This is a genomic window from Nonomuraea sp. NPDC054003, assembly GCF_055585125.1.
This window is the reverse complement of the sequence record NZ_JBVJKR010000021.1, coordinates 142,703-150,722: the sequence shown is the minus strand read 5'-3', so window position 1 is coordinate 150,722 and position 8,020 is coordinate 142,703. Positions and strand designations below refer to the sequence as shown.

10 protein-coding genes are annotated in these 8,020 nt (G+C 69.0%); 7 read left to right on the top strand and 3 right to left on the bottom strand.

The annotated features are described in order from the left end of the window. Positions 1–77 precede the first annotated feature (77 nt). Both ACZ6YG_RS40095 and ACZ6YG_RS40090 read left to right on the top strand, forming a co-directional pair. Positions 78–419 (top strand): amidase domain-containing protein, encoded by a 342-nt coding sequence (locus tag ACZ6YG_RS40095; protein ID WP_466020840.1) that lies wholly within the window; start codon positions 78–80, stop codon positions 417–419. 10 nt (positions 420–429) lie between these two features. Then, positions 430–867: a hypothetical protein gene (locus ACZ6YG_RS40090; protein ID WP_466020839.1), complete on the top strand. Its 438-nt coding sequence runs from the start codon at positions 430–432 to the stop codon at positions 865–867. Between the two features lie 131 nt (positions 868–998). On the opposite strand, the gene ACZ6YG_RS40085 is transcribed toward ACZ6YG_RS40090, so the two are convergent. Further along, entirely contained in the window at positions 999–2,129 is a 1,131-nt protein-coding gene (locus ACZ6YG_RS40085) for a helix-turn-helix domain-containing protein (RefSeq protein ID WP_466020838.1), read from the bottom strand. 184 nt (positions 2,130–2,313) lie between these two features. On the opposite strand from ACZ6YG_RS40085, the gene ACZ6YG_RS40080 reads away from it, so the two are divergent. Continuing rightward, a complete protein-coding gene (locus ACZ6YG_RS40080; RefSeq protein WP_466020837.1) occupies positions 2,314–4,350 on the top strand; it encodes a SufS family cysteine desulfurase in 2,037 nt (678 codons plus the stop codon). Between the two features lie 104 nt (positions 4,351–4,454). Here the strand turns inward: ACZ6YG_RS40080 and ACZ6YG_RS40075 are convergent, their stop codons facing one another. Then, positions 4,455–4,697 (bottom strand): hypothetical protein, encoded by a 243-nt coding sequence (locus ACZ6YG_RS40075; RefSeq protein ID WP_466020836.1) that lies wholly within the window; start codon positions 4,695–4,697, stop codon positions 4,455–4,457. A 205-nt stretch (positions 4,698–4,902) separates the two neighbouring features. Here ACZ6YG_RS40075 and ACZ6YG_RS40070 point away from each other — a divergent pair, with 205 nt between their 5' ends. Genes ACZ6YG_RS40070 through ACZ6YG_RS40060 form a run of 3 tightly spaced genes read left to right on the top strand, consistent with a single transcriptional unit; the run spans position 4,903 to position 6,444 of the window. Beyond that, positions 4,903–5,184 carry a metal-sensitive transcriptional regulator gene (locus tag ACZ6YG_RS40070; RefSeq protein WP_148037235.1) on the top strand — a complete coding sequence of 94 codons (282 nt, stop codon included), beginning with the start codon at positions 4,903–4,905 and terminating at the stop codon, positions 5,182–5,184. 26 nt (positions 5,185–5,210) lie between these two features. Next, positions 5,211–5,420, top strand: a complete 210-nt coding sequence (locus ACZ6YG_RS40065) for a heavy-metal-associated domain-containing protein (RefSeq protein ID WP_466020835.1) — start codon at positions 5,211–5,213, stop codon at positions 5,418–5,420. Between the two features lie 46 nt (positions 5,421–5,466). Further along, on the top strand, positions 5,467–6,444 hold the full coding sequence (locus tag ACZ6YG_RS40060; RefSeq protein WP_466020834.1) for a saccharopine dehydrogenase family protein: 978 nt from the start codon (positions 5,467–5,469) through the stop codon (positions 6,442–6,444). A gap of 206 nt (positions 6,445–6,650) precedes the next feature. Here the strand turns inward: ACZ6YG_RS40060 and ACZ6YG_RS40055 are convergent, their stop codons facing one another. Next, positions 6,651–7,322, bottom strand: coding sequence for a GNAT family N-acetyltransferase (locus ACZ6YG_RS40055; RefSeq protein WP_466020833.1), 672 nt, complete (start codon positions 7,320–7,322; stop codon positions 6,651–6,653). 58 nt (positions 7,323–7,380) lie between these two features. Here ACZ6YG_RS40055 and ACZ6YG_RS40050 point away from each other — a divergent pair, with 58 nt between their 5' ends. Beyond that, entirely contained in the window at positions 7,381–7,899 is a 519-nt protein-coding gene (locus ACZ6YG_RS40050) for a carboxymuconolactone decarboxylase family protein (RefSeq protein WP_271276090.1), read from the top strand. Positions 7,900–8,020: the final 121 nt, after the last annotated feature.

The following is an 8,020-nucleotide window of genomic DNA, read 5'->3' as shown; positions in this document are numbered from 1 at the left end:
CTACCAGGGGTTTCTTACGTCGTCAGGCGAACACCAAGCTCGCGATCATGCTGTGACCAGCGACCCGCCGCCAGGGGATGCAAAAGGCTCAGTGGTATTACGGGCACGAAGGTAACTGGACCACCACCTACACCTGGGCGGCGGCCGAGAACTGGTACTGGTTCGCCAGCCCCTTCAATTCCGGCCGGACAGAGCCGCTCGACTACATCTGGGAAATGGGCGTCAGCGACGTCCTGCAAATCGACTTCGACCGGAACGACAACATCAGCCACTCCATGTTCGTCACCGGCCGCGACGGTTCAGGACAGAACGCCGACGAACTGTACATGACCTACCACAGCACCAATACTCTGAACAAGAGACTGAGCAGCATCATCGCGGCGACCCCCGATGCATGGTTCTACGCACATCGGACGTGACACGGCAGACATGAGCATCATCTCGGACATCCGGCGGAGGCTTGTCGTAGCCTTCGCCGGATGCGCGCTGCTGCTCGGATGCGGCATCACGGAGGCGCCCGGAGGAGCCGCCAGCCCCCGGGCCGCGGTGGACGCCTACGTGACCGGGCTGAACCAGCACGACGCGCAGCGGCTCGCCCTGCTGGCCCCGATCGGGAACGACCCGGCAGCCGACATCCAGCGGCGGCTGGAGATGCACGGCGGCCGGCAGATCCGGCTTGAGAACGTCGACATCAGCAGCGAGATCTCGCCGAAGGTGGCGACCGCCCGGCTCGTGGGCCGCGGCACCTCTGGGCACTACGCCGAGACCTTGGTGCTCACTCGCCAGGATCGGCGCTGGTATGTCGCCTTGGGATCGCATCCTCAACCGGCGAAGCCCCCGGCCTCGACGGCCCGCCCTTCAGGCTGAGGTACGTCCAGGTCTTGCCGTGCGGTGTGTCCTCATCCGGCAGGGGGAAGTCGGTGTTCGCGGAGATGGCGACGGGCGTGGTCGTCCCGAACGGCCGAGAAGCGCGTCGTCCATGCCCCGACGTTGATGAATCAAGAGGTGATCCGGGTCATCTGCCGAAGTTCCCCTCGGGTCGACTCGCAGTCCATCGCCCGCAGCCGGGCCAGCACCGGTCCGGCGTCCGCGTTGAATCGCAGCTCCTCCGGGCAGCCCTCGACGATCCGCCACAGCAGCGCCATGGCCGCGCTCGAGTCGCCGTCCATCGCGTGCGCGGTGGCCACGGCCAGCAGGTGCCGCGCCTGGCGGTCCCTGTCGGGGAGGCGGTCGGCGTCGACACCCGCGGCGAGGCGGATCGCCTGCGCGCACCGGCCCATCCGGACCGCGACCGCGACTCGGTGCAGGTCCACCTCCAGTGCGAACTCCGTGCCCAGCCGGTCGCCGATCCTACGGGCGTGGTTCAGCAGCTCCTCGGCCCGCAGCACGTCGCTCTCCTCGGCGGCGGCGAGCGCGGCCGTCAGATAGCAGAGCCCGGTGACCTCCAGCGACTCGGGCCGCTCGTCGATCACCGCCAGGCACAGCCAGCGCGCGTCGGCGTACCGGCCGAGCGAGACGAGCACGCCCGCCACCTCAGCCTTCGTGATCGCCGAACCCGCCGAGGAGGCCACCGCGCGATCGGCGGCGACCAGGGCCAGCGCGTGCTGGCCGCAGCTTCGCAGCAGCGCCGCGAACAGCCGGTACACCTGGGTGAGGCCGGCCGTACCGGCTTCCCGGTCCGGGCCGGTGGCGCCCCTGGCCGACAGGTCGGCCATCGACAGCAGCGGCGGCAGGCGGCGCCGCGTCTCGGTGTAGCGGTGGGGCGAGCGCTGCCAGATCTCCCACGCCGTCATCACGTGGTGCTGCACCCGCAGCACGCTCTCGGTCGCCTCGCCGGTGAACCGGCCGGGCAGCAGCAACGCGTTCCCGACCTCGTCGGATTCGCCGTGCTCGCAGGCGGGCGGGAGTTTCGTCCGGCCGCCGACGAACTCGGAGAGATCCTCGACGCGGAGCACTTCGGCGATCCGCATGATGGTCGACAGCCGATCCAGGGGTTTCACCCCGTTCTCGACCAGGCGGAGCCATTCCTCGCTGCAGCCGACCAGGTCGGCCAGAATTCTCCGGGTAAGGCCGCGCGAACGGCGCCTGGCCATGATCCGCGCGCCGTCAACCAAGAAATCGCCGACCATGCCGCCACATTAAGTGAGGAATTCGAGGCCCTCGGTGGCCGGAAATGACGGCGACTCCTTGCCGCTCGACCTTCGTGAAATGTGGGTTACGCTGAAGGGTTCGCCACGAAGCAACTCCAGTTGGATCTATCCGGTCGGGCTCCGCCGACAATGCCGCTACACCATTCGGCAGGAGGAGACCACGATGGCGATCGACGTCGAGTCGATTCGGAAGGAATTCCCGTTCTTCGAAACCGCCCTTGACGGTTCCCGCCCACCCGTGTACCTCGACAGCGCCGCCACCACGCAGAAACCCGCCCTTGTCCTGGGCGCGTTGAACCACTACTACATCCGCACCAATGCGAATGTGCACCGTGGCGTGTACCGGCTGGCCGTACAGGCGACCGACCTGTACGAAGGGGCGCGAAGCAAGATCGCCGCGTTCGTGCGCGCACCGCGAGCCGAGGAGATCGTGTTCACCAAGAACGCGACCGAGGCCGTCAACCTGCTGGCCAACTCGTTCATCTGGGCGGACGGACGGCTCCGCGTCGGTCCCGGCGACGAGATCGTCCTGACAGAGATGGAGCACCACTCCAACCTGATCCCCTGGCGGCTGCTGGCCGAGCGGGTGGGTGCGAAGGTCAGATATCTCGGCATCACCGACGACGGCCGCCTGGACCTCTCCGACCTGAGCGAGAAGCTCAACGAACGGACCAAGGTCGTCACGGTCGTGCACGCGTCGAACATCCTGGGCACGGTGAACCCGGTCGCAACGATCGCCGCCCGCGCGCATGAGGTCGGCGCCCTGATGGTCGTCGACGCGGCCCAGTCGGTCCCGCACCTCGGCATCGACGTCACCGCGCTGGGAGCCGACTTCGTCACGTTCTCCGGCCACAAGATGTGCGGCCCGACCGGAATCGGCGCCTTGTGGGGCAGGTACGAACTTCTGGAAGAGCTCCCGCCCTTCCTCGGCGGCGGCGAGATGATCGAGCACGTCGCGGTGGACGCCATGCACTACGCCGCGCCCCCGCTCAAGTTCGAGGCCGGCACACCCCCGGTCGCGCAGGCCGTCGGCCTTGGCGCCGCCTGCGACTTCCTGAGCAACATCGGCATGGACGCGATCGCCGCCCATGACCAGGCCCTGATCGAGTACGCCCTGGACCGGCTCGGCGATGTTTCCGGCATCCGCTTCATCGGCCCGACCGACACCGCGAACCGGCTGCCGCTCCTGTCGTTCGTGGTGGACAGCATCCCGCTCCAGCGCATGCGCGCGAGTCTGGACGAGGCGGGCATCGCCGTCCGGTCCGGCAACCACTGCGCGCAGCTCGCGTGCAGCCGATTCGGCGTCCCCGCCGCGATCCGGGCCTCGTTCTACCTGTACAACTCCCCCGACGAGGTCGACATCCTCGCCGAGACCCTCGAAACGGCCACGAGGTCCCGGGCCGCCGTGACCGCGGGCACCTCCTTCGACGTCAGCCTGGTACGGCAGTACCAGGACATCCTGCTCCCGTCGATCTTCCAGCCGTGGGCGGAGTACATGGTGGAGGCGCTGGCGCCGGCCCCCGGCACCAAGGCGCTCGACGTCGGCACCGGCCCCGGCACTGTCGCCAGGGTGCTGGCCAAGGCGGTCGGCCCCACCGGCGCCGTGGTCGGCACCGACCTCAACCCCGCCATGCTCGCCCTCGCCGCTGAACTGCCTGCCCTCGACGGCGCCCCCATCCAGTACGTGGAATGCGGTGCCACCCCGCTGCACGTCTCCGACCAAGCGTTCGACCTGATCACCATGCAGCAGGTCCTGCAGTTCGTTCCCGATCGCGGCGCGGCGCTGGCCGAGATGCGGCGGGCCGCCCGCCCCGGCGCGCGGATCGCCATCGCCACGTGGCAGCCGCTGCACCGCAACCCCCTCTTCCGCGCCCTGCACGACGCCGTCGCCACCGTCCTCGGCCCCGACCAGGCGGGCCTCTTCGAGGAACCGTGGTCCCTGCCCGGGATCGAGGTCGCCATGCTGGCGAAGGAGGCCGGTTTCGTGGACATCGAACTCCGCGAATGGACGCTGCCGGCCACCCTTCCCGGGGGGCCTGACGCGATCTGCTGCCTGTTCGACTTCTCCGCGGTCAGCCCGTACATCGGTTCGCGTCGCGCCGACCTCGCGGCCGCCGTACGCGCGAATCTGGCGCACTGCACGGATGAGACCGGCGTCCACTCGGAGACCGCGGTGACCCTGGTGACCGCCCGAGCCTGACCGCCGCTCTTCCCCGAGGGCCACTTCCCGCCGGGGGTGGCCTTTCGGCGCCCCAGTTCATGAGTTCGCCGTGCCCGACCCAACGGCCCAGATCGGCTCTTGTGTCAGCCCATCTCCTGTATCTGATCGTGGTCCGGGTATTCGGCTGGTTGGTCCTCCTGGGCCGAAGCGAGGCGGCCATGGACGCCGAGATCATGGTGCTCCGGCATGAGGTGACGGTACTGCGGCGTCAGATCGTCGTGCGGAACCGGACTGGGCCGATCGAGCGACCCTGGCACGAGCACGGACAGCAGGGCCGGTCCGAGCCCGAAGCGATCCTGCAACGTCGGCAGCAGGGCTCCGAGCATCGCGGTGATCGCGTCATTGACGAAATGAACTCCGGCGAGGAAACGGCCAGCGACGTCCCGCCGAGACGCCTGGCTTGCGGATCATGTGCGGCATGCGGACTCCTGCAATCGTGTACGGCCGGCGACAAGGGCCACCCGCGAATGGCAGAAATACCATAGGGGGGTATGGTGTTATTCCGAACAACCGAACCAGAGGGGAGCGGACATGGCCGGATACAGCCACAGCAAGCAGAACCATGCGATGCGCCTGCGCCGTATCGAGGGGCAAGTCCGCGGCCTGCAGCGCATGGTCGAGGACGACAAGTACTGCATCGACATCCTGACGCAGGTGTCGGCAGCGGCCAGCGCGCTGAAGTCGTTCTCCCTGGCGCTGCTCGAAGAGCACCTGGCCCACTGCGTCGCCGAGGCCACGCAGAAGGGCGGGCCCGAGGCGGAGGCCAAGGTCAAGGAGGCCTCCGACGCCATCGCACGGCTTGTTCGTTCCTGACCGACCGGATTGAAAGGGAGATCGATATGAGCACCGCCACCTACACCGTCAAGGGCATGACCTGCGGCCACTGCGTCAGCTCCGTCAAGGAGGAGGTCAGTGAAGTGGCCGGTGTCACCAACGTCGAGGTGGACCTGGCGACCGGCCTGCTGACCGTGAACAGCGACGCCCCCGTCGACCCAGCGAAGATCACCGCCGCCGTCGAAGAGGCCGGTTACGAAGTGGCGAACCAGTGAACACCACGTTCATTCTCGGGCGGCCGGTTGCGGAAGGGGCCCGTCGGTGAGCGCCGTCCTCATCCTCGGCGGATATGGTGCGGTCGGCCGCGAGGCCGCCCTGGCGCTGTCAGGACGTCCCGACACAGAGGTGATCGTCGCTGGGCGCAATCCAGGCCGTGCCCGGCCCATTGCCGGTGTGACGTCGGTTCGCGTGGACGCCGCCGACCCCGCTGACCTGGCCAGGTCACTGGAGGGAATCACGACGGTGCTTATGTGCGCCGAGATCGACAATGCCGCCGTCGCCCGCGCCTGCCTGGAGCGCGGCATCGGCTATGTCGACGTGTCGGCCTCCCATGACGTACTGGCCGCGATCGAGGAACTGGACGATCTCGCCGCGGCGCGCGGCGCGACCGCCGTCCTGAGCGTCGGCCTCGTTCCCGGCGTCACCAACCTGCTGGCGCGCGTGGTCGCCGAGCGGTCACCGGGCAGCGACCTGCACATCGGCGTGCTGCTCGGCTCGGGGGAGCAGCACGGCTCGGCGGCGATCGCCTGGACACTGGACGGGCTGGGCGCGCTCGAAGGCTCGTGGACGATGGCCTTCCCCGAGCCGTACGGTGCCCGTATCGTGCATCGTTTCCCCTTCTCCGACCAGTACACGCTGCCCCGGACGATCGCCGTACCGTCCGCCCGCACGGGCTTGTGCCTCGACTCCCGCCTGTTCACCACGCTGTTGGGCGCCGCCCGGCGCCCTGCCATCGCAGGGCTGCTGCGCCGTCCCCGGATACGAGAGCTGCTGCTCAAGACGCTGGCGAAGGTCCACCTCGGAAGCGACGGCTTCGCGGTGACAGTCAGCGCCGGAGCGGCTCAGGCGTCGTTCGGCGGGCACTCACAGAGTTGTGCGACCGGCCGCGCGGCCGCGCTGCTCGTCCGCGACCTGCCCGGACTGCCGGCCGGCGTCCGCCACATCGAGCAGTTGGTGGACCCGATCGCCTTCCTGACCGAACTGGCCGCCAGCGGGTTCGTCGTCGACGTCAATTGCTGAACTTCGTGGCAGGAGGGTTCCGCCGCTCACCGGTCAGCCGGGGTCGAGCCGGCCGAGTCGGCTGCCGCCGCGAATCAGCACAGTGCCGGCCTGCAGGGACTCTGGATCGGCTTGTACGACGGCGATGTGACGGTCGTAGATGAGCATGCGCGGTGCAGCGCGATCTGTTCTGACGCGGCGGAGTGCCCCGCCGTGAAGCAGTGTGATCAACGGGCTTCGGCGGCGCCGAAGGCGAACCATCCCCGGTCGGGGAAGCCGGCGGCTTCGGCCACCGCCGCGGAGGCCCGGTTGGCGGGGTCGTGCATGTAGGTGGGCAGGGCGCCTTCGTCCAGCACCCGTCTGGCCGCATGGGCGACCAGGCGGCGGGCGAGGCCCCGGCCGCGGGCCGGGGGAGCGGTCACCACTGCCAGTTCGCGGCCGTAGGCGTCGTGCCGTTTGATTCCCACCCCGGCCAGGTGCTCGCCGGTTGCGGGGTCCATGGCCACCAGGACATCCCCGCCGAAGGGCAGCAGCCAGTCCGGTACGCCGGGGGCGTCCGCGGCCATCCAGGTACCGGCGTCGGGCAGGGGCTCGGGGTGGGTGGTCCAGCGGTAGACGGCGGTGAACCAGCCGCGCTCGGGGAAGCCCGCCAGGGCGGGAACCCGCGGCCCCAGCACGGCGAGGTCCCTGTCCTCGGCGTACAGCTTCGTCGCGGCCGTGACGGCGTGTGGAGGAAGCGACAACACGCCTGCCTCGGGGCTGGACACCCCGATCGCGGGATGGATCTTGCCGTCCCAGCCGGGATGATCGCGCACGTCCGCGCCGATGATGTCCAGCTCGGTCACTGCGGGCCAGCCGCCGAGCCAGTGGGACAGATGCTCAACGAGCCATCGCTCCACGCCTTCCTCCTTTATACGGTAGGGGGGTATGGTACATCGAGAGTCTTGAGGAGGACATATGCGACGTCTCGTCCCGCTTGAGCCTGCCGACGCCCCGGGCAGGTCCAAGGAACTGCTGAACGACATCCTCGACAGGAGAGGAAGCGTGGGGGAGATGGTCGCCACCATGGCGCACTCGCCGGCGCTGCTTGAGGGCTACCTGAACTTCTCTCGCGCCATGAAGCGGGTCAAGCTGCCCCGCGCCCTCAGCGAGAAGGTCTCGCTCGCCGTCCAGGAGTGGATCGGATGCGGCACCTGCATGCAGGCGCACGTCGAGGCCGGGCGCGCGGCCGGGCTCAGCGAGGCCGACATCGCCCTGGCCCGGCAGGGCACGTCCACCGACGCCAGAGAGGCAGCCCTGATCGCCGTGGCCGTACGGGTGCTGGCCGAGCCGTCCTCCATCACCGACGCGGATGTCGCAGACCTCCGCGCGCACGGCTGGAGCGACCGCATCATCGCGGAGATCGTCGGCGTGGTCACACTCAACCTGCTGACCGGGGCCTTCAACCTTCTGGCCGGCCTGCAACCAGCGAACTGAGCAGCAGCACGATGCATGGCGATCTACCGGGGAGACGCCCGCCAGGTGCTCGCAGAGATGCCCGCGGGCTCGGTGGACTGCATCGTCACCAGCCCGCCGTACTGGGGCCTGCGCCACTACT